This window comes from Nocardioides marinquilinus, assembly GCF_039543705.1.
GTDB lineage: Bacteria > Actinomycetota > Actinomycetes > Propionibacteriales > Nocardioidaceae > Nocardioides > Nocardioides marinquilinus.
This window is the reverse complement of record NZ_BAABKG010000002.1, coordinates 713,316-734,151: the sequence shown is the minus strand read 5'-3', so window position 1 is coordinate 734,151 and position 20,836 is coordinate 713,316. Positions and strand designations below refer to the sequence as shown.

Here is a 20,836-nt window from a genome sequence, read left to right as displayed (position 1 = left end):
CGCCGTCCGCGCCGGGGCGTCAGACGATCTTGAGCAGGTAGGCGTAGGTGAACAGCGCGACCCCGACGACCAGGCCGACGTGGCCGAGCACCGAGAGGCCGGGCCCGTCGGACCAGGAGTCCTCGGCGGCGGGCGCGGCGTGGCGGCCGCGCGTGGGCAGCCAGCGGGCCAGGATCAGCAGCCCGGCCAGGGCGGTGACCCACCACAGCACGAGGGCGGCGATGCCCAGCTGGCTGGCGCGGTCCTCGCTCAGCGAGTCACCGGCGAGCAGGAACGTCGACCAGCCGGCCAGGGCGAGGACGCCGGCGACGGTGTGGACGGCGACCGGTCCACGCGCGATGTCGGCGCGGCCGGCCCCGCGGCTGCTGCGCCGCAGCCGCAGCCGGGTGAGGACGACGACCACCGCGGCGAGGCCGGTGAGCACGTAGACGACGACCGGCGACACGGGGCGCAGTCTGTCAGGGGCGGGGCTCGCCGTCGCGGGAACGCTCCGACGCCTCGTCCGACGGCTCGTCCGACGGCTCGTCCGACGGCTCGTCCGACGGCTCGTCCGGCGTCTCGTCGGGCGCCCAGGCGGGGTCGGTCGGGTCGGCGGGGTCGGCCGGGTCCTCGGGCGTGATGGGCTCGGCGGGCACGACGGGCTCCCCCGGTCCCGGGACGTCGTCCGGCCCGGGCTCGAGCTGCACGGCGAGCCGGTCGAGCAGCGCGTCGACCTCCGACATCCGGTAGCCGCGGAAGGTGAGGCTGAACCGCACCCGCCGCAGGTCGGTGGCGGTGACGGGTCCGTCGGCCGGCACGAGGGCGTCGGGCCGGTCGTCGTACTCCTCGACCATCGGCTCGCCCCGGCCGGCGGCGACGAGGGCGACGCCGCCGAGCGCCAGCACGACGACCACGGCGAAGACCCAGATCACGACGACGCCCGCGCCTCGACCATGCGCGCCACGGCCTCGTCGACGTCGTCGGTGACGACGAGCCGGTCGAGGTCGGCGGGCGAGATCTTGCCGTCGTCGAGCACCCGGCCGCTGAGCCACTCGACCAGCCCCGACCAGTAGGCCGAGCCGAGGAGGACGACGGGGAACGCGGTGACCTTCTGCGTCTGCGCCAGCGTGAGCGCCTCGAAGGTCTCGTCGAGGGTGCCGAAGCCGCCCGGCAGCACCACGAAGCCCTGGCTGTACTTGACGAACATCGTCTTGCGCACGAAGAAGTAGCGGAAGTTGATGCCGATGTCGACCCAGTCGTTGAGCCCCGACTCGAAGGGCAGCTCGATGCCGAGGCCCACGCTGACCCCGCCCGCCTCGCTGGCGCCGCGGTTGGCGGCCTCCATCACGCCCGGCCCGCCACCGGTGATGACGGCGAACCCAGCCGCGGCCAGCGCGCGGCCCACCTCCTGCGCCTGCGGGTAGGACGGGTCGTCGACCGGCGTGCGCGCCGAGCCGAACACGCTGACCGCCGGACCGAGGTCGGCCAGTGCGCCGAAGCCCTCGACGAACTCCGACTGGATGCGGAGCACGCGCCACGGGTCGGTGTGCACCCAGTCGGTGGGGCCGCGGGAGTCGAGGAGTCGTTGGTCGGTGGTGGTGCCGTCGACCTGGTCGCGACGCTGGATGACGGGTCCCTTCGACTTCGACTTCACACCGTGCCTCCGCCGAGCCAGGTGCGCAGCACCCGCTCGCAGCGCTCGATGTGCTCGACCGGCACGTGCTCCTCCTGCTTGTGGGCCAGCATCGGGTCGCCCGGCCCGAAGTTGACCGCCGGCACGCCGAGCGCGCTGAAGCGGGCGACGTCGGTCCAGCCGAACTTGGGGTTGACGGCCCCGCGGCCACCGCCGACGGCGTCCACGAACTCGGCCGCCGCGGGGCGGTCGAGCCCGGGCAGGGCGCCGGGGGCGGAGTCGGTGAGGACGACGTCGTAGCCGGCGAAGAACTCGCGCACGAACGCCTCGGCCTCGGCCTCGCTGCGGTCGGGGGCGAAGCGGTGGTTGACCTCGACGACGCACTCGTCGGGCAGCACGTTGCCGGCCACTCCCCCGCGGATGCCGACCGCGTTGAGCCCCTCGTGGTAGGTCAGCCCGTCGATCACCGGACGTCGCGCCTCGTAGCCGGCGAGCCGGGCGAGGACGTCGGCGGCGGCGTGGATGGCGTTGACCCCGCGCCACGACCGGGCCGAGTGGGCGCGCTCGCCGGTGGTGCGCACCTCGACGCGCAGGGTGCCCTGGCAGCCGGCCTCGACCACGGCGTCCGAGGGCTCCATGAGGATGGCGAAGTCGGCGGCCATCAGGTCGGGGTCGGACTGCGAGAGCCGGTAGAGGCCGTTGAACTCGGTCTCGATCTCCTCGGACTCGTAGAGGATGAAGGTGACGTCGCGGGTCGGCTCGGGCACGGTCGCCGCCAACCGCAGGATGACGGCGTCGCCGCCCTTCATGTCGCAGGTGCCGAGCCCGTGCAGCAGACCGGTGGCCTCGTCGAGGCGGCTGGGCAGGTTGCGGTTGACCGGCACCGTGTCGAGGTGGCCGGCCAGGACGACGCGCTGGTCGTGGCCGAGGTCGGTGCGCGCCACGACGGTGTTGCCCCGGCGGGTGGTGGTCAGGTGCGGCAGCGGCGCGAGCGCCGCCTCGACGGCGTCGGCGATGGCCTGCTCGTCACGGCTGACCGACTCGATGTCGACCAGCTGGCGGGTCAGGGTGACGGCGTCGGTGGTGAGGTCGAGGGCGGCGGAGGACACGCGCGTAGTCAACCAGCGGTGCGTGGCGGAGTTCTCCACAGATCCCTTCATTCGGCCCCGCGGGATGCCGATGAGTCGTTCCATAGAGGCATCCACGATCTCTCGGGCGAGAGGAGCACGGCGATGTGCGACCACACCCCGTCCTGTCCCGAGACGACGTCCGCGCGCTGCTGCAGCGCGCACGTCGTCTCCGACCACAGCGAGCAGGGGTGGTGCCGGCTGTGCAACGGCGTCATCCTCTTCGACGACGGCTGGTACCTGACCCCCGACGGGCGGTCATTGGCGCTCGCGGGCTGACCGGTACCCGGGCCCTTCGACAGGCTCAGGGTCCCGTGTGGGGGCGTCGGCCTGGTCGGCCGGGGTCTCGAGGCTCGTCGCCAGGGCTCCTCGCACCTCGACCATCGTGATGGCGCCCTGACGGTGGTCGAGGTGCGAGGCCGGCCACGGCCGAGCCTCGAGACCTCGAGACCGGTCAGGCGTCGCGGGGCGCGAAGACGCAGAACTCGTTGCCCTCGGGGTCGGCGAGGACGGTCCAGCCGGGCTGGTCCCAGAGGTGGGTGGCGCCGGCGGCGAGCAGCTCGTCGACCAGGCCCACGACGTCCCAGTGCACGCGGTTGGGCACGGTGCGCGGCTCGGGGACGTCGTTGAAGTCGAGCGTCATGCGGTCGTCGACGGCGACGCCGGCGATGCTCCACCAGTCACCGCCCTCGGTCTCGTGCACCGCCTCGACGCCGAACCGCTCGGCCCACCAGCGGGCCAGCGCGCCGGCGTCCACGCAGTCGACGCCGATGCCGTGCAGGCGGTAGGCCGGGACGGCGCCCTCGCCGTCACCCCGCTCGAAAGCGCAGAACTCGTTGCCCTCGGGGTCGGCCATGACGGTCCAGCCCAGGCCGGTCTCGGACGACGGCGCCAGCACCGTGGCGCCGAGCGCGACGACGTCGGCGACGCTCGCGCAGTCGACGTCGAGGTGCAGCCGGTTCTTCACCGTGTGCGGCCGGTCGACGGCGTTGACCCAGATGGTGTGGCGCGGGGTGAGGCCGGTGAGGTGGCGGTGCTCGACGGTGTCGGCGACCTCGAGCCCGGTGACGGCGGCCCAGAACCGCGACTGCGCGTCGACGTCGACGGCGTCGAGGCAGAGGTCCTGCCACACGACGCGGCTCACGCCCGCGCCACCTCGACCTCGAGCGCGTCGGCCGGCTCGAGGGCCACCGACGTCGCGAGCGTCTCGCCCGCCACCAGCGCCTCGTGGGCGCCGACGGCGTCGCGCACCTCGGCCGGCCCCCGCACGGTGAGCGCGATGCGGTCGGAGACGTCGAGGCCGGCGTCGCGACGCGCCTGCTGCACCGCGCGGACGACGTCGCGCGCGGTGCCCTCGGCCGCCAGCTCGGGCGTGACCTCGGTGTCGAGGACGACGAACCCGCCGCCGGGCAGCACGCCCACGGCGGTGGTGTCGTCGCTGGCCCCGGCCACCGTCTCGACGGCGTACTCGCCCTCGACGAGCGTGAGCCCGCCGGCGGTGACGGTGCCGTCGGCCGCGACCGACCAGTCGCCGGTCTTCGAGCCCTTGATGGCCTGCTGCACGTCGCGGCCCAGGCGCGGTCCGGCGGCGCGGGCGTTGACGGTGAGCCGCTGCTCGACGCCGTAGGCCGCGGCCTCGTCGCTGTCGGCCGCCACCAGGCGCACCTGCTTGACGTTGACCTCGTCGGCCACGATCGACTCGAACCCGTCGAGCGCCTTCGGCTCCTCGACCACGACGGTCAGGGTGGCGAGCGGCAGGCGGTTGCGCAGGCTCGCGGCCTTGCGCAGCGCCGAGGTGGCCGAGCACACCTCGCGCACCTGGTCCATCGCGGTGACGAGCGCGTCGTCGGCCCCTTCGACAAGCTCAGGGTCCGTGGTCACGTCCGGCCAGTCGGCCAGGTGCACCGAGCGGCCGCCGGTGAGCCCGCGCCAGATCTCCTCGGTGGTCAGCGGCAGCAGCGGCGCCACGACCCGGCACACCGTCTCGAGCACCGTGTGCAGCGTGTCGAAGGCGGCGGCGTCCTCGTCGAAGAACCGCTCGCGCGAGCGCCGGATGTACCAGTTGGTGAGCACGTCGAGGTAGCCGCGCGTGGCCTCGCACGCGTCGGCCACGGCGTAGGCGTCGAGCGCGGCGGTGGCCTCCTCGACGAACTGGCGGGTCTTGGCCAGCACGTAGCGGTCGAGCGGGTGCGTGGACGGCGCGCCCGCGCCGTCCGTCCGCGGCTGGTGGCCCTGCCCGCCGTTCGCGGCGTTGGCGTAGAGCTGCAGGAAGTACCAGCTGTTCCAGAGCGGGATCATCGTGTGGCGCACGGCGTCGCGGATGCCCTGCTCGGTGACGACGAGGTTGCCGCCGCGCAGGATCGGGCTGCTCATGAGGAACCAGCGCATCGCGTCGGCGCCGTCGCGGTCGAAGACCTCGCGGACGTCGGGATAGTTGCGCAGGTTCTTGCTCATCTTGTTGCCGTCGGAGCCGAGCACGATGCCGTGGCTGATGCAGTTCTCGAAGGCCGGCTTGTCGAAGATCGCCGAGGCCAGGATGTGCAGCGTGTAGAACCAGCCGCGGGTCTGGCCGATGTACTCGACGATGAAGTCGGCCGGGAAGTGGTGCTCGAACCACTCCTGCTGCTCGAACGGGTAGTGCACCTGGGCGTAGCTCATCGAGCCGGAGTCGAACCACACGTCGAGGACGTCGGGCACCCGCCGCATCGTCGACCGCTCGCCCTCGGGGCGCGGGTCGTCGGGGTTGGGCCGGGTGAGGTCGTCGACCCACGGGCGGTGCAGGTCGGGCTCGCCGTCGGCGTTGGTGGGCACCCGGCCGAAGTCGCGCTCGAGCTCGGCGAAGGAGCCGTAGACGTCGACGCGCGGGTGGGCGGGGTCGTCGCTGACCCACACCGGCACCGGGCTGCCCCAGAAGCGGTTGCGGGTGATCGACCAGTCGCGGGCGTTCTCGAGCCACTTGCCGAACTGGCCGTCCTTGGTGTGCTCGGGCACCCAGTTGATCTGCTGGTTCAGCTCGAGCATCCGGTCCTTGAACGCCGTCACCTCGACGAACCACGACGAGACGCCCTTGTAGATCAGGGGCTCGCGGCACCGCCAGCAGTGCGGGTAGGAGTGGTCGTAGGTCTCGCGGCGCAGCAGCACCGTGCCCGGGGTGACCGACCCGCCGTCCTCGCCGCGGGTCACCGACCTCAGGTGGTCGATGATCTGCAGGTTGGCGTCGAAGACGAGCATGCCGGCGTAGTCGTCGACGGGGCTGGTGAAGCGGCCGTCCTTGCCGACCGGCATCACCGCGACGATGCCCTCGCGGTCGGTGACCACCTTGTCGTCCTCACCGAAGGCGCCGGCGGTGTGCACCAGGCCGGTGCCGTCGGTGGTGGTGACGAACTCGGCCGGCACGAGCCGGAAGGCGTTCTCGTGGCCGAGGTAGTAGGAGAACGGCGGGGTGTAGGTCGAGCCGACCAGCTCGGCGCCGGTGAACCGGGCGACGACCCGGGGGTCCTTCCCCAGCTCGCGGGCGTAGGCGCCCAGGCGGGCCTCGGCGAGCAGGTAGCGCTCGACGGTGCCGGTGGCGTCTGCCTCGACGACGACGTAGTCGATGTCCTCGCCGACCATGGCGGCCAGGTTCGAGGGCAGCGTCCACGGCGTCGTCGTCCACACCAGGGCGAGGGCACCCTCGGCCGGGCCGCTGGTCAGGCGCAGGCCGACGGTGACGGCGGGGTCCTGCCGCATGCGGTAGGAGTCCTCGTCCATGCGCAGCTCGTGGTTCGACAGCGGGGTCTCGTCGTTCCAGCAGTAGGGCAGCACCCGGAAGCCCTCGTAGACCCAGCCCTTGTCGTGCAGCTGCTTGAAGGCCCAGATGACCGACTCCATGTAGTCGGCGTTGTAGGTGCGGTAGTCGTGGTCGAAGTCGACCCACCGGGCCTGGCGGGTCACGTAGTCGCGCCACTCGCCGGTGTACTTCATCACCGACTCGCGGCACGCGGCGTTGAACTTCTCGATGCCCAGCTCGAGGATCTCGTCGGTGGTCTTGATGCCGTTCAGGCGCATCGCCTCGAGCTCGGCGGGCAGGCCGTGGGTGTCCCAGCCGAAACGGCGCTCGACCCGGCGGCCGCGCATCGTCTGGTAGCGCGGGACGACGTCCTTGACGTAGCCGGTGAGCAGGTGGCCGTAGTGCGGCAGGCCGTTGGCGAACGGCGGGCCGTCGTAGAAGACGAACTCGTTGGCGCCGTCGGGGCCGGCGTCGCGCGCCTCGACCGAGGCGCGGAAGGTGCCGTCGTCCTCCCAGTAGGCGAGCACCCGCTCCTCGATCTCGGGGAAGCGCGGGCTGGCCGGGACCGGCTCGTTCGAGTGCTGGGGGTAGGTCATCACGGGGCTCCTGGGGTCGTCGCTCGCTCGAGGACGACGGGTGCCGCGGTACCACCTCGATTGCCCGGGGTCTCCGGACCACTCGTTGTCGGCTGTGACGGGCCCACCCGCCGGGTTCTACTGACCCTGGTCACCCAGTGCGTTCTTCCCGGGGCTCGCCGCTGATGACGGCTCAGACGCCTGTGGCTCCAGCGTAGGGCGCGCGGCGCGGGCCGCCCAAACCGGTTCCCGCGCCGCCCGCCCCCGTGCCGGGTGGGCCGCTCAGCGCTTGGCGCGCTTGAACAGCGTGCGGACGCCGCGACCGATCGCCTCGTCGGTGCTGCGGGTCGACGACGACGTCGTCCCGGTGGTGCCGGTGGTGCGGCCGCGACGGCGGGAGCCGCCGGCGAACCGGCTCAGGAGCTGCTTGAGCATGAGTGCCTCCTCGGGGGGTGAGCGGCCACTGTGACGTGCCGCCGCGACGCCGACCACGCCCTCACGGGTGCTGGTCCTTCAGCCGGTGCAGCAGCCACTGGTTCGCCGGGCCACGCCCGGTGTGGATGAGCGCGTAACGGACGACGTCCCGCTCGCCGTGCAGCACGAAGACGAACCGCCGCTCGGTGCGGTCGACCAGCTGCCACCAACCGTGGTCGGCGATCGACTTGTGCTCGTCGGTGTAGCCGGCGTGGTCGAGGTCGTGGTCGTCGACCGCGACGGCGAGCCGGTCGTGGCGGTGGTCGGTCGGCATCCCCTTCGGCACCGCCCACGACCGCAGCACGCCGTCCTCCTCCAGGCGCAGGTCGAGGTGCGGGCTGGGCTTGCGGTGGTCGTGCAGCACGAAGACCGGACGGTGCGGCTCGGTCACGGCGGCAGCAGCTGCTCGAGGTCGAGCGGCACGCGGACGCCGTCGACCTCCACCTCGCCGGTGGGCCGGTCGTCGTCGAGGTGGGCCAGCACCTGCCACCCGCCGCCGTCGTTGCCCAGGGCGTCGAGGGTGCGCAGCTCGGGGTCGAGGATCCAGTACTGCCCGACGCCGCCCTCGGCGTACTCGGTGGACTTGCGCAGCGTGTCCTCCGAGCGGGTCGCCCGCGAGAGCACCTCGGCGACCAGCACCGGCGGCTCGGTGACCCAGCCGTCGGGCGGGCGGGTGCGGGTGACCATGACGTCGGACAGGCGGACGCGGTCGCGGGGCAGCCGGAGGAACACCTCGGTGACGACGTGAAGATCGGGGAGGTGCGAGGTCAGGCACACGATCAGTCGCACGGTCGCGACACCGTGACCGAACAACGGCGGCGCGTTCACGACGACCACCTCGCCGGCGACCCACTCCGCCCGCGACTTCTCCGGCTGCTCGTGCAGGTCGAGGTAGTCCTGCCACGACATCCGCACCCGCGAGACCGGCTCGTCGGGCTGGGCGGACATGGTCGCTCCCTCGCGGGTCGGGCCGGACACATCGGTGCTCCCTCCATGGTGGCCCCGGGACCGGGATGCCGCCACCTTCGCCGCACCCGCCGACAGTCCCCTCACGTTTCCCACAGCCCGCCCGAACCGCCGTGCGGAGGATGACGCGCATGCCCATCACTGCCGCGCGCTACGCCGCCGTCACCGCCACGCTCGCCCTCGCCGTCGCGCTCGGCGGCACCTCCTACGCCGCCACGCAGGTCGGCACCAAGCAGCTCAGGAACGGCGCGGTCACCACGGCCAAGCTGGCGAACGGCGCCGTCACCGGCGCGAAGGTGAAGAACGACTCGCTCACCGGCGCCGACGTCAAGGAGGGCAGCCTCGGCAAGGTCCCGCGCGCCGGTCAGGCCGTCTCGGCCCGGAGCGCGGAGCGCGCGGTCGAGGCAGAGCGCGTCGGGCGGGTCAGCGTCGTCGACGTCGTCTCGTCACGGCTCGTCGAGCAGCCGGGACGCCCGTCGTTCCCGATCAACGCGGCCGGCCTGCACGTCGAGCTGACCTGCGAGACGGTGAGCAACCAGACCCGGCTCGGCCTCACCGCCACCACCGACCTCGACGGCGGCTCGATCGTCACCGTCGGCGACAGCGACAGCGGGACCGTGGGGCGCAGCGACCTCGAGGACGGCGCCTTCGCCTCCGGCGTCACCTTCGACCTCCTGGCCGGTGACGACGGTGACATCACCCAGCTGCGCTTCACCTACCGCTCCGCCGCGGGCGGTCTGGTGCAGGGCACCTTGTTCACCGACCTCACCTACAACGAGCCCTTCATCGACGCCGACGACGTGTGCTCGGTCCAGGGCTTCGTGCTGACCACCCCCGACCCGTCCTGACCGCGTCGCCGGCTTGCCCCGCGAGCCGATCGGCGCGAGGTTGGCGGGGTGGACCAGACCCCGCCGCGCACGCACCCCGACATGTGGGTCGACCCCGCCGACGACCCCCGCGACGCGGGTGAGCCGCCGTCGCGGGGCGAACGGGCCGTCGTCCTCGACTACCTGCGCGTCTACCGGCTGACGTTCGAGATGAAGCTCGAGGGCCTGGACGCCGAGCAGCTGGCCCGGCGGTCGGTGCCGCCGTCCGAGCTGTCGCTGCTCGGGCTGCTGCGCCACCTGGCCAAGGTCGAGCACTCCTGGTGCCGCCGGGTGGTGCAGCGCGACCTCGACCTGCCGCAGCTGTTCGCGCGCCAGGAGGACTTCGACGGAGCAGTGGCGGACGACGAGGTGGTGGCCGCGGCGTGGGAGGCGTGGCGGCGCGAGGTGGCGCACGCCGAGCAGGTCTACGCCGCGGCGTCGTTCGACGACCTCGGCCTGCACCCCGGCGGCGAGCTCGAGCTGCGCGACGTGCTGGTGCACCTGGTCGAGGAGTACGCCCGCCACTGCGGTCACGCCGACCTGCTGCGCGAGTGCATCGACGGGCGCACGGGCCAGTAGCGCCCCCGCGGACGTCGTTAACCGCACCTTGAGGGACGGTTCGCGCCCCGTTAGCCGCTCCTGCCGCACGGTGGGGTCATGAAGCGCACCCGACTCGCAGCCCTGGCCCTCACCGCTCCCCTCGCCCTGGCCCTCACCGCCTGCGGCGGCTCCGACGGCGACACCGACGCCGACGACGCCGCGGCCTCCACCGGCACCGACGACGCCTCGTCGAGCGCGCCCGCCGCGCCGAGCGAGTCCGACCCGGCGTCGTCGTCCACCCCCGCGGCGCCGAGCGCGGACGACGACACCTCGACCAGCGCCGCCCCGACCGCTCCGGGCGGCGGTGACCTGCTGACCGCGGCCGCCACCGGCGCCGACGCGGCCGGCGGCACCGTGTTCGCCGTCGACCGCGAGGACGCCGGCGGCTGGGAGGTCTCGGTCGTCACCGACGACGGCACCGAGTACGACGTCCGCGTCGCGGCCGACGGCACCACCGTCGAGGGCCAGCCGGTCGAGGACCGGGACGACGCCGACGACGCCACCCGCGACCGTGACGAGCGGCTGCGGCTGCTGGAGGTCGCCCTCGACTACCGGGCCGCGATCGACGCGGCGGCCGGCGAGTCCGGCGGCGGCGAGCCGACCGGGGTCGAGCTCGACGAGGAGAACGGCACCGCCACCTGGGAGGTCACCTACGGCGACGACACCGCCGACGAGCTGACCGTCTACGTCGGCGCCGACTCCGGCGAGGTCACCGGCACCGAGCGCGACGACTGAGCGGGGCGCCCACCGCCACGCGCGCGGGTGAGGTCGCCGGCGGGTGCCGGCGTGGATCCTGCTGCGATGGCGGAGAAGAAGGGCAAGGGCAGCGAGACGGCGCAGAAGGCCAACGCGAAGGCCTCGAAGGAGGGCAAGAAGAACCCTCGCACGTCGTCGGCCGCGCAGTCCGAGCTGGGCAAGAAGGGCGCGGCGAAGAAGAAGCAGAAGAGCGGCTGAGCCGGGCGCGGTCGCGCCCGGCTGCCGCCCTAGGCTGGGCGACCGTGAGCGACGCGACGACCGCCTGGGGCCATGCCCTCGTCACCCTCGACGCCGACGGGGCCGTGCTCGACGCCTGGTTCCCCTCCCCCGCGCTCGGTGCGCCAGACGGCGGCGACGCGCCGGCCGAGCTGGCCGCGCTGGCGGTGCCGGACGACGTCCGCGGCGTGACCCGTGAGGTGCGCCTGGTCGAGTCCGAGCTGGCCGCGGCGCCGTCGTCCACGCTCGACGTGTGGCTGCGGCTGCACCTGCTCTCCCACCGGCTGGTGCGCCCGCACGGCTGCTCGCTCGAGGGTGTCTTCGGGCTGCTGAGCAACGTGGTGTGGACCTCGGCCGGTCCGTGCGCGGTCGCCGGCTTCGAGTCCACGCGGCTGCGGCTGCGGGCCGGCGGGCGGCACGTCACGGTGCTCGGCGTCGACAAGTTCCCGCGGATGGTCGACTACGTGGTCCCGTCGGGCGTGCGCATCGGCGACGCCGACCGCGTGCGGCTCGGTGCCCACCTGGCCGAGGGCACGACGGTGATGCACGAGGGCTTCGTCAACTACAACGCCGGCACGCTCGGCGCCTCGATGGTCGAGGGCCGGGTCTCGGCCGGTGTCGTCGTCGGCGACGGCTCGGACGTCGGCGGCGGCGCGTCGATCATGGGCACGCTGTCCGGCGGCGGCACCGAGGTCGTCAGCATCGGCGAGCGGTGCCTGCTCGGCGCGAACTCGGGCCTCGGCATCTCCCTCGGCGACGACTGCGTCGTCGAGGCCGGCTGCTACGTCACCGCCGGCACCAAGGTCACCGTGCTGACCGGCGAGCCCGGCGACGAGCCCCGCGTCGTCAAGGCCCGCGAGCTCTCCGGCCTCGACCACGTCCTGTTCCGCCGCAACTCCGTCACCGGCGCCGTCGAGGCCGTCCCGTGGCGCGCCTCCGGTGTCGCACTCAACGAGGCGCTCCACAGCAACTGACCCCACCCGTGGACGGCCACCTGACCCACGGACCCTGAGCTCGGTCGTCGGGCACCCCCCGCGCGAACGTCCACGTGGACGGCCGGTGGCTCCGACGACGCTCGCCGGGGCTCGCTGCTCAACCACCGGAGTCGGCCTGACGGTGGTCGAGGTGCGAGGCCGGCCACGGCCGAGCCTCGAGACCCCGCACGGTCAACGCGAACCCAGCCCCACGGACCCTGAGCCTGTCGAAGGGACGTCGTCCGGGAACGTCTGCGTGCAGGGCCGGTGGTTTCGACGACGCTCGCCGGGGCTCGCTGCTCAACCACCGGCGAGTCAGTCCCTTCGACAAGCTCAGGGCCCGTGTGGGGCGCTGGCCTGCCAGGGCCGGTCCCCCGGTGGTCGAGGTGCGAGGCCGGCCACGGCCGAGCCTCGAGACCTCGTGAGGTCGATGCCAACCCGGCCCCACGGACCCTGAGCCTGTCGAAGGGACGTCGTGCGCGAACGTCTGCGTGGAGGGCCGGTGGTCTCGACGACGCTCGCCGGGGCTCGCTGCTCAACCACCGGCGAGTCAGTCCCTTCGACAAGCTGAGGGCCCGTGTGGGGCGCTGGCCTGCCAGGGCCGGTCCCCCGGTGGTCGAGGTGCGAGGCCGGCCACGGCCGAGCCTCGAGACCACGTGAGGTCAATGCGAACCCAGCCCCACGGACCCTGAGCCTGTCGAAGGGACGTCGTGCGCGAACGTGTGCGTGCACGGCCGGTGGTCTCGACGACGCTCGCCGGGGCTCGCTGCTCAACCACCGGCGAGTCAGTCCCTTCGACAAGCTCAGGGCCCGTGTGGGGCGCTGGCCTGCCAGGGCCGGTCCCCCGGTGGTCGAGCAGGCCGAGCGTCTGCGCGAGGCCGTCGTCGAGACCTCGCACGGTCAACGCCGACCTGACCCCACGGACCCTGAGCTCGGTCGTTGGGCACCCCCACGCGAACGCTCCCGTGGAGGGCCGGTGGTCTCGACGACGCTCGCCGGGGCTCGCTGCTCAACCACCGGGTCGGCCTGACGGTGGTCGAGGTGCGAGGCCGGCCACGGCCGAGCCTCGAGACCTCGCACGGTCAACGCGAACGCGACCACACGGACCCTGAGCCTGTCGAAGGGACGTCGTCCGCGAACGTTCCCGTGGAGGGCCGGTGGTTTCGGCGACGCTCGCCGGGGCTCGCTGCCCAACCACCGGCAGGAGGCTCGGCTCTCAGGCCGCTCTCAACCGGCCGACCGCCAGACTGGCGCCATGAAGCGGGGTCTGGTGCTGGTGACGGTCGCGGCCGTCGTCGGGGCCGGCGCGCTCGTGTGGGGGCTGGCGGGTGGGGTGCGGTGGCCCTGGAGCGAGGAGCAGTGCACGGTCACCGTCAACGGCCACACCGTCGAGCTGAGCGTCGAGCAGGCCGAGAACGCGGCGCTCATCTCGGGCATCGCGGTGCGCCGCGGGCTGCCGGCGCGGGCGGCGTCCATCGCACTGGCCACGGCCTACCAGGAGTCCGACCTGCGCAACATCGACTACGGCGACCGTGACTCCCTCGGGCTGTTCCAGCAGCGGCCCTCGCAGGGCTGGGGCAGCGAGCAGCAGGTGCAGGACCCCGTCTACGCCACCAACGCCTTCTACGACGCGCTCGAGGACGTCGACGGGTTCGAGGACCTCGAGATCACCGTCGCCGCGCAGACCGTGCAGCGCTCCGGGTTCCCCGACGCCTACGCCGACCACGAGGACGACGCCCGCGCGCTCGCCTCGGCCCTGACCGGCCAGTCGCAGGCCGCGTTCGCCTGCGACGTGGCCGGCGACCACGACGAGGCCGACCCCGACCTGACCCCCGCCGGCCTCACCGAGCGCGCCGACGCGGTGCGGGCCGACATCCGCTCGGTCTTCGGGCGGCTGCCCCTCGGCGGGTTCGCGCCCGGCGGCGTCAGCACCGGTCACATGGAGGGCTCCGCGCACTACGACGGTCGCGCGGTCGACGTCTTCTTCCGGCCCATCACCGACGAGAACCGCACCCGCGGCTGGGCGCTCGCGCAGTACCTGGTCGCCCACGCCGACCGGCTCGCCGTCCGCACGGTCATCTACGACGACCGCATCTGGGTCGCCGGCCGCGACGACTCGTGGCGCGACTACGACCCGCCGTCACGCAGCGGCGACCCGGCGATCCTGGAGCACCGCGACCACGTGCACGTCGACGTCTTCGAGTGACGGGCCGCGCCGGCGTCAGCGCACCTGCAGCCTGCGGGTGCCCGACGCGTACCCCGAGCGGGTGGCGCGGGCGGTCAGCCGGGTCGCCTTGGCCAGCGGCGCGAAGGTGATCCGGCACGTGCCGGCCGCGCTCGTCGTGCACCGGCGGGAGCCCACCGTCACCCGGGCGCCGCCCACGGCCGCGCCCGCGTCGGTGACCGAGAACCGCACCTGCGTGCGCTGGGTGCGGCGCCACGAGGAGGGCGAGGCCTGCAGCGTGAGCCCGGCCAGCGCCTGGGTGTGCCAGAACCCGTCGCCGGTGTTGACCACGACGTCCCCGCGGTTGCTCGAGCCCTCGACGGCGAGCGCGTAGACGGTCTGTCGTCCCTTCGGGGCCCCGAGGTCGCGGACGGCGCCGAAGCGCGTCGCGGCGGGGTTGGTGCGCACCGCCTCGACGCGCGGCCGGTCGTCGCTCCAGGCGACCCACAGCCGCCCGGCGGGTCCGCGGGAGAGCCCGATCGTGGTGGCCCCGGCGCTGCCCGGCACGGACGCCGCCTGCGCCGCCCCGACCTTCCACAGCCGGACGCCGGCGCACGTCGGGTAGCCGGTGCAGTAGGCCGCGTAGACCCCGCCGCCGGTGCGCGCGGCCAGCGCGACCCGACCGGTGGGGAGCGAGTCGGCTCCCGAGCTCGATCCGGGGGCCTTGAGCACCGGGCCGAGCGTCGGTGCGATCTGGCGCACGAAGGTGCCGTTGGTCGAGGGCGCGCTGCCGTTGCCGTACCAGGCGAGCCACACCGCGTTGCCCGAGCGCACCATCGCGAGGTCGTAGGCGCAGCAGCCGGCGACGTCGAAGGACTGGTCGGGGTCGTTGCCCGTGCCGGTGTGCCAGGTGATCGTCGAGTTGAGCGGGAACGCGGCGACCGGGGTGCCGTCGGCGAGCGTGGTGGCCGCCGTCCCGTAGCTGCCGTAGGCGAGCTGGCTGACGCCCACCGCCTCGGCCGGCAGCGTCCAGCTGCTGCCGGAGGCGGGCGCGGTGGCCGTGTACATCCGCCCGTCGGACCAGAACCCGGGGGACGTCGTCCGCTGACCGCCGAAGACGACCCGCAGCCCGCCCGACGGACCGTCGACGAGCACCGGTGAGGCGTCGACGACCGACCACGGGTCCGCCAGCACCGTGTTCTGGGTGACGAGGCCGCCGGAGGCCCCGATCGCGGCGTGGCCGAGCTGGCCCTCGTTGCCGGGGGCCACTCGCGGGTAGACGACGTGCAGGACGCCGTCCGAGGTGCGCAGCAGGCCGGCGTCGAACGCGCTGGAGCCATTGCCGGTCGAGATCTTGGTCCACGAGCCGGGCGCCCCCCGCTCGACCGCGGCAGGTCGGGTCACCGGGTCGGCCGGCGTCGCACCGGACGAGGTCGCGGCGGCCCCGAGGGAGGCGGCGAGCACGGAGAGCACGGACAGCACGGAGAGCACGGAGAGCACGGAGAGCACGGACGGGACCAGGACGAGGCGGCGCACGGTGCGCAATCTGCCGCCGTCGACCGGGCGCGGCCATGGTCATTTCGGGTCAGGCGAACGCAGGGTCGGCGGTGACCTGGTGACCTGGTGACCGGGGCGCGCCCCGGTCCGGTCACTGCCTCACCGCTCCCCCGGCGCACCTCGCACGGCTGCCCACTCCAGCCCCTCGGCCGCCGGCCGCACGAGCGCCGGGCCGGGGTGGGCGAGGGCGGCGTCGACGTCGGGGCACGGCGTCCAGGCCACGTCGGGACGACGGACGCCGGCCGCACCGGCCGAGACCCGCTCGAGTCGCGCGCCGAGCGAGGCCGGGTCGCCGAGCTCGGCGCGGTAGGCCGTCAGCAGCGCGAGCAGCTCGTCGAGCACCCCGGGCAGCGCCGGGCTGCCGGCGAGCAGGTTGCGGCTGCGGGCCGCGTTGCCGCCGCCGACGCGGGTGGCGTCGCGGAAGCTGCCGGCCGCGAGCAGGGCGGCGGCGTCGCCGTCCGGGGCGTCGTGCACCAGCTCGAGCAGCGCGTTGGCCAGCACGTGCGGCAGGTGGCTGGCGAGCGCGACGGCCCGGTCGTGCTGGTCGGGGTCGAGCAGCGCGACGGTGGCGTCGAAGACCTCGAGCAGCCAGGCGACGACGTCGGCCACCGGCCCGTCGCCGCGCGTGACCGCCCAGGTGGCGCCGACCAGCAGGTCGGGGTCGGAGTGTTCGAAGCCGGAGTGCTCGGTGCCCGCCATCGGGTGCGCCCCCACGTAGCGGCCGGCCAGCCCCGCTGTCGCCGCGGACGCCGCCACGGGGCCCTTCACGCTGCCCACGTCGACCACCACGGCGTCCGGCGCCGCCGACGCGACCTCGCGCAGCACCCCGGCCATCGCGTCGAGCGGCACGGCTACCACCACGAGCCCGGCGGACGACGGCACCGCGGGCGCGGCCCCGGGCACCGCCGGGTCGACCAGGACGACGTCGCGCCCGAGCGCCCGCAGCCGCCGCACCACCGACCCGCCGATGAGCCCGGCGCCGACGACAGCGACGCGCGCGAAGGTCACGACCGTCCGGCCAGCTCGTGCAGCGGCGTGATGCGCCCGAGCGCCCGCGCCGAGCCGCCGTGCGCGGCCCACTCGGCCCGCATCGCCTCGAAGTCGTCGGCGGTGAAGGTGCCCGAGCAGAAGAGCAGGAACGTGAACAGGCCCGGAGTCTCGGGCACCGGCCGGGTCACCAGGTTGGTCATGTTGACCCCACGCCTCTCGAGGACGCCGAGCAGCCGCCGGAGGATGCCGGGCACGTTCGCCTCGGGCAGCAGCGCGACCAGCAGTCCCTCGTCGCCGTCGGCGCGCACCGGCAGCCGGCTGGCCGAGACGAGGGCGAACTGGGTGTAGGCGCGGGCGTTGTCCTCGACGGCGGCGGCCACGGTGGCCAGGCCGTAGAGCCCGCCGCAGATGCGCGGGCCGAGGCCGACCTCGCCGGGCGCGAGGTCGCGGCAGGCGGCCGCCGTCGACGCGGCCTCGCGGGTGGGCAGGCCCTGCGCCTCGATCCAGGCGCGGCACTGCGCCAGCGCGTGCGGGTGGCTGACGACGACCGTCGGGGCCACCGCGGGGTCGGGGGTGAAGGCGTCGAACGAGATCGGCAGCACGATGCTGTCGACGATCGACAGCTCGGGCCGGGCCAGCAGCGCGTCGAGGGTCGGCACGACGACGCCGTTGACGGAGTTGTCGATCGGCAGGACGGCGTAGGACGCCGCCCCCGAGGCGACCGCGGCGAGCGCGTCGGACGCGGCGTCGACGGGCGAGCCGTCGGCGTCCGGTCGCAGCGTCGCGGCCGCCTGGTGGGTGAAGGTGCCCGACGGCCCCAGGTAGGCCAGCCTCACGGCCCGGCGTCCGCGGCCGGCGGCGCGAACGCGGCGAGCACGCGGCTGGAGAACCCGACGCCGGTGAGCGCCTCGCGCAGCGCGTGCACCCGGGCGCCGGGGGCCACGAAGCCGACGTAGAAGTCGTGCCGCCCGGAGTGGGCCGACGCGGCGTGCGGGTCGCTGTGCAGGAAGTCGAGGTCGATGCCCATCGCGGCCACCTGCTCGAGCGCCACGACCAGGGTGCCGGCGGTCTCCTGGCGCGCGCGCAGCGAGAGCCACACCATGTCGTCGGTGGTCTCGGAGGTGCCGAGCCCGCCGTCGCGCGAGATGAGCCCGTAGCCGACCGGCCCCAGCTCGTCGAGCCAGCCGGGCACGACCAGCGTCTCGTCGTCGACCTCACCGGCGTCGAGCACGGCCGAGCCGAGGTCGCGACCGAGCGCGACCAGCTCGTCGGTGGTGGCCCGGTCGGGCACCACCCGGAACGAGACGCCGGCGCGGCCCATCGTCTCGACGACGTCGGCGTAGGTCTGCTGGCGCAGCGCGACGCCGGCGATCTCGGCGCTGCCGCCGCCGACGCGGGTCCACCGCCACGGCGCGGGGACGGCGGCCACCCGGCTCACCCGCAGGCCCACCGCCGCCGACGCGGGGGCGGCGAGCGCGCGCAGCAGCCGCACCGGCGGCGAGGCCGGGTCGGGCACCCGCACCAGGCCCTCGACGTCGGCGGCGACCGCCAGGGTGGCCATCAGCTCGTCGTAGCCCTGCAGGCCGACCAGGAAGTCGCTGCCCTGCCAGCCGAGCGCGGCCCGGGCCCGGTCGACCAGGCTCGGCGGGTCGACACCGGGGTGGGCCAGCGAGCGCGGCAGCACGGAGACGGTCACGAGCGCATCCTCTCGGCCGCGACCCGCACGGCGTCGTCGGGGGCGGTGAGGGCCACGCGCACGTGCTGGGCGCCGGCCGCGCCGTACTCGTGCCCCGAGACCACGACGAGGCCGCGGTCGGCGAGCCGCGCCTGCGTCTCGACGCCCGGTTCGCCGGCCGTGGCCCACAGGTAGAGCCCGGCCTCGCCGTGCTCGACGCGCAGCCCGGCCGCGGCCATCGCCGGCAGCAGGACGTCGCGGCGTCCGGCGTAGCGGGCGCGCTGCTCGGCCACGTGCGCGTCGTCGTCGAGGGCGGCGACCGCGGCTCCCTGCTGCGGCCCGGCGACCTGCAGCCCCAGGTTGCGGCGCACCGAGGCCAGCTCGGCCACGAGCGCGGGGTCGCCGGTGCAGAACCCGACGCGGTAGCCGGCCAGGTTCGAGCGCTTGCTCAGCGAGTGCAGCGCGAGCAGCCCGCGGTGGGCGTCGGGGCCGGTGCCGCAGACGTCGGGGTGCAGCACGCTGCGCGGCTCGACGTCCCAGCCGAGGTCGAGGTAGCACTCGTCGCTGACCAGCAGGGCGTCGTGGGCACGGCACCAGGCCACGAGGTCGCGCAGGTCGTCGGGCGCGAGCACGCGGCCCGTCGGGTTGGCGGGCGAGTTGACCCACACCAGCCGCGGCGCGCGCCCGGCCGCCGCGAGGGCGTCGAGGTCGGCGGCCAGGACGGCGTGCGCCAGCTCGGCGCCCGCGAGCGCCGCCCCGACGGCGTAGGTCGGGTAGGCCAGCGCGGGCGCGGCCACCACGTCGCCGGGACCGAGGCCCAGGTGCAGCGCGAGCGAGCCGATGATCTCCTTGGTGCCCGGCACCGGCAGCGTCTGCGCCTGGTCGAGGCCGGAGACGTCGTGGGCGCGGGCCAGCCAGCCCACCACGGCCTCGCGCAGCGGCCGGGTGCCGACGGTCAGCGGGTAGCCGGGGGCATCGGCGTGCGCGGCCAGCGCCCGACGCACGACCTCGGGGGTGGGGTCGGTGGGCGCGCCGATCGAGAGGTCGACGACGGGCAGCCCGCTGGCGGCGGCCCGTTCGCGCACGGCCGCGAGCCCCGCCTGGACGGCGGCGGGCAGCCGTGCCGAGACCCGGCCGAGGCTCATGCGTGCCGACCTGTCAGTCGTCGTGCTCCTGCGGCGCGAGGGCGGCGACGACCGGGTGGTCGTGGTCGATCTCGCCCATCTTCGCCGCGCCGCCCGGCGAGCCGAGCTCGTCGAAGAAGCCGACGTTGGCGGTGTAGTAGTCCTTCCACTCCTCCGGGACGTCGTCCTCGTAGAAGATCGCCTCGACCGGGCAGACCGGCTCGCAGGCGCCGCAGTCGACGCACTCGTCGGGGTGGATGTAGAGCATCCGCTTGCCCTCGTAGATGCAGTCGACCGGACACTCGTCGACGCAGGCCCGGTCCTTCAGGTCGACGCAGGGCTGTGCGATGACGTACGTCATGGGGGTCCTCCTGGTGCCGCGGTCGGTGCGCCGTCAGCCTAGTGTGCCGGGGTGACCGAGCCCGACCGGACCCACCCTGTGGGCGGTACGGGCGGGGTGTCAGGTGCCGGTCACGGCCTCGGCCCCCACGTCGTCGGCACGCGGGTCGTGGTGCGGCGCGTGGTGCGCGGCGAGCGCGGCCCGTCGGGCGGACCCGCGCTCACCGACGTCCTGGGCGTCTGCGAGGCGTGGGACGACGTCGCCGGCGTCTGCCTCGTGCGGCGCGAGGACGGCGGGCTCGAGCGCATCGCGATCGCCGACGTGGTCACCGGCAAGCCGGTGCCGCCGCGCGCGTCGGTGCGCGCGCGGGTCTCGCCACGGGAGGCGCAGCTGCGCGGTGCCGCCCTGTTCCCCACGCAGACCAGCACGCCGCTCGGCGACTGGGTGCTGCGCGCGTGCCCCGACGTCACCGCCCGCCGGGCCAACTCGGTGCTGGCCTTCGGCCCGCCCGGGGTGGACGACGCCCCCGCCCGCGCCGTCGCGCACTACGCGCGCGGCCGCGCCGTCGCGGCGGTGCTGCCCGGCTCGCCGGAGGAGCAGGCGCTGGTCTCGGCCGGCTGGGTCGGCGAGCCCGACGCCCCCGACACGCTGTTCCAGGTCGCGAGCGCCGCCCAGGTCTCCCGGGCCCTGCGCGGCGCGGACGACGCCGCCGTCGACCTCGAGCCCGACGGCGACCTCGCCGTCGCCACCGTCGGCGACCGGGCGAGCGGCGTGGCCGGCTACGGCGACGACTGGGTCGGGTTCCGCGCGATCGAGGTGCATCCCGACCACCGCCGCCGGGGCCTGGCGCTGGCCGTGATGGCCGCGCTGCTCGACTGGGCCGCCGCGCGCGGCGCGAGCACCGTCTACCTGCAGGTGCACGCCACCAACGCGCCGGCGCTGGCGCTCTACGAGCGGCTCGGGTTCCGCACCCACCACGCCTACCGCTACGTCACGGCGCCCGAGTCGCCCACCGCCCCCAACCGATCGGACGGCCGTTCGGTCGAGTAGT

The 20,836-nt window shown here is 74.5% G+C and carries 23 protein-coding genes; 8 read left to right on the top strand and 15 right to left on the bottom strand.

Features of this window, described 5'->3' with window-relative positions; all coding sequences use genetic code 11:
- Positions 1-19: 19 nt before the first annotated feature.
- Genes ABEA04_RS09560 through dapE form a run of 4 tightly spaced genes read right to left on the bottom strand, consistent with a single transcriptional unit; the run spans position 20 to position 2,721 of the window.
- Positions 20-445: a hypothetical protein gene (locus ABEA04_RS09560; protein ID WP_345457508.1), complete on the bottom strand. Its 426-nt coding sequence runs from the start codon at positions 443-445 to the stop codon at positions 20-22.
- Between the two features lie 13 nt (positions 446-458).
- Positions 459-911, bottom strand: coding sequence for a DivIVA domain-containing protein (locus tag ABEA04_RS09555; protein ID WP_345457505.1), 453 nt, complete (start codon positions 909-911; stop codon positions 459-461).
- The gene (locus tag ABEA04_RS09550) at positions 908-1,633 is read right to left on the bottom strand and encodes an LOG family protein (protein WP_345457502.1); all 726 of its coding nucleotides are present in this window, start codon (positions 1,631-1,633) and stop codon (positions 908-910) included. The genes ABEA04_RS09555 and ABEA04_RS09550 overlap by 4 nt, the downstream gene beginning before the upstream one ends.
- The gene (gene dapE / locus ABEA04_RS09545) at positions 1,630-2,721 is read right to left on the bottom strand and encodes a succinyl-diaminopimelate desuccinylase (RefSeq protein WP_345457499.1); all 1,092 of its coding nucleotides are present in this window, start codon (positions 2,719-2,721) and stop codon (positions 1,630-1,632) included. The genes ABEA04_RS09550 and dapE overlap by 4 nt, the downstream gene beginning before the upstream one ends.
- Positions 2,722-2,844: 123 nt before the next feature.
- Here dapE and ABEA04_RS09540 point away from each other — a divergent pair, with 123 nt between their 5' ends.
- On the top strand, positions 2,845-3,018 hold the full coding sequence (locus ABEA04_RS09540; RefSeq protein WP_345457496.1) for a DUF5999 family protein: 174 nt from the start codon (positions 2,845-2,847) through the stop codon (positions 3,016-3,018).
- 175 nt (positions 3,019-3,193) lie between these two features.
- On the opposite strand, the gene ABEA04_RS09535 is transcribed toward ABEA04_RS09540, so the two are convergent.
- From ABEA04_RS09535 to ABEA04_RS09515, 5 genes are all read right to left on the bottom strand, one after another.
- Positions 3,194-3,883, bottom strand: a complete 690-nt coding sequence (locus ABEA04_RS09535; RefSeq protein ID WP_345457493.1) for a VOC family protein — start codon at positions 3,881-3,883, stop codon at positions 3,194-3,196.
- Positions 3,880-7,104, bottom strand: coding sequence for an isoleucine--tRNA ligase (gene ileS / locus ABEA04_RS09530; protein WP_345457491.1), 3,225 nt, complete (start codon positions 7,102-7,104; stop codon positions 3,880-3,882). Before ileS ends, ABEA04_RS09535 begins: the two co-directional genes overlap by 4 nt.
- 261 nt (positions 7,105-7,365) lie before the next feature.
- Entirely contained in the window at positions 7,366-7,518 is a 153-nt protein-coding gene (locus tag ABEA04_RS09525) for a hypothetical protein (protein WP_345457488.1), read from the bottom strand.
- A gap of 61 nt (positions 7,519-7,579) precedes the next feature.
- Entirely contained in the window at positions 7,580-7,948 is a 369-nt protein-coding gene (locus tag ABEA04_RS09520; RefSeq protein WP_345457485.1) for a DNA polymerase ligase N-terminal domain-containing protein, read from the bottom strand.
- On the bottom strand, positions 7,945-8,505 hold the full coding sequence (locus ABEA04_RS09515) for a Uma2 family endonuclease (protein WP_345457482.1): 561 nt from the start codon (positions 8,503-8,505) through the stop codon (positions 7,945-7,947). Before ABEA04_RS09515 ends, ABEA04_RS09520 begins: the two co-directional genes overlap by 4 nt.
- Before the next feature lie 149 nt (positions 8,506-8,654).
- Here ABEA04_RS09515 and ABEA04_RS09510 point away from each other — a divergent pair, with 149 nt between their 5' ends.
- The 6 genes from ABEA04_RS09510 to ABEA04_RS09485 all read left to right on the top strand — a co-directional run bounded on the left by ABEA04_RS09510 (position 8,655) and on the right by ABEA04_RS09485 (position 14,141).
- Positions 8,655-9,371 carry a hypothetical protein gene (locus ABEA04_RS09510; protein WP_345457479.1) on the top strand — a complete coding sequence of 239 codons (717 nt, stop codon included), beginning with the start codon at positions 8,655-8,657 and terminating at the stop codon, positions 9,369-9,371.
- Between the two features lie 48 nt (positions 9,372-9,419).
- Positions 9,420-9,968, top strand: coding sequence for a DinB family protein (locus ABEA04_RS09505; protein ID WP_345457476.1), 549 nt, complete (start codon positions 9,420-9,422; stop codon positions 9,966-9,968).
- 78 nt (positions 9,969-10,046) lie between these two features.
- Positions 10,047-10,724: a PepSY domain-containing protein gene (locus ABEA04_RS09500; RefSeq protein WP_345457473.1), complete on the top strand. Its 678-nt coding sequence runs from the start codon at positions 10,047-10,049 to the stop codon at positions 10,722-10,724.
- Between the two features lie 66 nt (positions 10,725-10,790).
- Positions 10,791-10,943, top strand: a complete 153-nt coding sequence (locus ABEA04_RS09495) for a hypothetical protein (protein ID WP_345457470.1) — start codon at positions 10,791-10,793, stop codon at positions 10,941-10,943.
- A gap of 44 nt (positions 10,944-10,987) precedes the next feature.
- On the top strand, positions 10,988-11,935 hold the full coding sequence (dapD, locus tag ABEA04_RS09490) for a 2,3,4,5-tetrahydropyridine-2,6-dicarboxylate N-succinyltransferase (RefSeq protein ID WP_345457468.1): 948 nt from the start codon (positions 10,988-10,990) through the stop codon (positions 11,933-11,935).
- Between the two features lie 1,255 nt (positions 11,936-13,190).
- On the top strand, positions 13,191-14,141 hold the full coding sequence (locus ABEA04_RS09485) for a VldE C-terminal domain-containing protein (RefSeq protein WP_345457466.1): 951 nt from the start codon (positions 13,191-13,193) through the stop codon (positions 14,139-14,141).
- Between the two features lie 15 nt (positions 14,142-14,156).
- On the opposite strand, the gene ABEA04_RS09480 is transcribed toward ABEA04_RS09485, so the two are convergent.
- The 6 genes from ABEA04_RS09480 to fdxA all read right to left on the bottom strand — a co-directional run bounded on the left by ABEA04_RS09480 (position 14,157) and on the right by fdxA (position 19,806).
- Entirely contained in the window at positions 14,157-15,635 is a 1,479-nt protein-coding gene (locus ABEA04_RS09480; RefSeq protein WP_345457463.1) for a hypothetical protein, read from the bottom strand.
- Positions 15,636-15,755: 120 nt separating this feature from the next.
- Complete coding sequence (locus ABEA04_RS09475; protein ID WP_345457460.1) at positions 15,756-16,664, bottom strand: prephenate dehydrogenase; 909 nt, start codon at positions 16,662-16,664, stop codon at positions 15,756-15,758.
- Positions 16,661-17,482: a prephenate dehydratase gene (locus tag ABEA04_RS09470; protein ID WP_345457457.1), complete on the bottom strand. Its 822-nt coding sequence runs from the start codon at positions 17,480-17,482 to the stop codon at positions 16,661-16,663. Before ABEA04_RS09470 ends, ABEA04_RS09475 begins: the two co-directional genes overlap by 4 nt.
- On the bottom strand, positions 17,479-18,342 hold the full coding sequence (locus tag ABEA04_RS09465; protein WP_345457454.1) for a hypothetical protein: 864 nt from the start codon (positions 18,340-18,342) through the stop codon (positions 17,479-17,481). Before ABEA04_RS09465 ends, ABEA04_RS09470 begins: the two co-directional genes overlap by 4 nt.
- On the bottom strand, positions 18,339-19,466 hold the full coding sequence (gene dapC / locus ABEA04_RS09460) for a succinyldiaminopimelate transaminase (RefSeq protein WP_345457452.1): 1,128 nt from the start codon (positions 19,464-19,466) through the stop codon (positions 18,339-18,341). Before dapC ends, ABEA04_RS09465 begins: the two co-directional genes overlap by 4 nt.
- A gap of 13 nt (positions 19,467-19,479) precedes the next feature.
- Positions 19,480-19,806, bottom strand: a complete 327-nt coding sequence (gene fdxA / locus ABEA04_RS09455) for a ferredoxin (RefSeq protein ID WP_345457450.1) — start codon at positions 19,804-19,806, stop codon at positions 19,480-19,482.
- 96 nt (positions 19,807-19,902) lie between these two features.
- Between fdxA and ABEA04_RS09450 the strand changes: the two genes are divergently transcribed.
- On the top strand, positions 19,903-20,835 hold the full coding sequence (locus ABEA04_RS09450) for a GNAT family N-acetyltransferase (protein WP_345457448.1): 933 nt from the start codon (positions 19,903-19,905) through the stop codon (positions 20,833-20,835).
- Position 20,836 lies beyond the last annotated feature (1 nt).